This window comes from Brumimicrobium mesophilum (assembly GCF_003025005.1).
GTDB lineage: Bacteria > Bacteroidota > Bacteroidia > Flavobacteriales_D > Crocinitomicaceae > Brumimicrobium > Brumimicrobium mesophilum.
In genome coordinates this window covers 1-680 of sequence record NZ_PVSS01000066.1, presented here as the reverse complement: position 1 = coordinate 680, position 680 = coordinate 1, and the positions used below count along the sequence as shown (strand labels likewise).

Annotated in this window: 1 protein-coding gene; it reads left to right on the top strand. The window is 36.3% G+C overall.

Going from position 1 to position 680, the window contains the following annotated elements; genetic code table 11:
* A partial coding sequence (locus C6368_RS17065; protein ID WP_159038677.1) for a hypothetical protein occupies window positions 1–680 on the top strand: 680 nt, incomplete at both ends.

Sequence of the window (680 nt, the reverse complement as noted above, 5' to 3'; positions counted from 1 at the left end):
ACAGATTATGAATTTTACGTTCAATCTGATTGTGGTGGAGGTGACGAAAGTGCTTGGGCTGGTCCTTTTAGTTTTTCAACCCTATGTAATTCGACTACCATTCCTTTCTCACAGGATTTTGAAGCCGTTACTACTCCCAATATCCCAAATTGTGGAAGTCTAGAGAATACAGGTATTGGAAATGATTGGAAAACAAATTCGTCTATTACTGGTTTCACTGGTAAAGTTCTAAATTATGCTTACCATAGTGCGTCTAATCCTGGAAATGCAAATTCTTGGTATTATACACAGGGTATTCAAATGGTAGCAGGTGTAAGTTATGACATTTCATATAAATACGGAAACAATTCTACTTCTTTTACAGAAAGTATGAAAGTTGCATTCGGAACAGCTGCAAATGAAGTGGCTATGACCAATCAATTGGCTGATTATCCCGCTATTCAAATGTCCACGCCAGTAGATGCTATGCATACTTTTACTGCTCCAACAAGTGGAGTCTACTACATTGGATTCAATTCTTACTCTATTGAAGATCAAAATCAATTATATGTTGATGATATTTTAATTGTTGAGACACCTTCATGTCTAGATGTTTCTGCTCTAATGGTTTCTAACTTAACTCCAACTTCAGCTGACTTAGCTTGGACTGAAAATGGAACAGCAACTTTATGGAATATTGA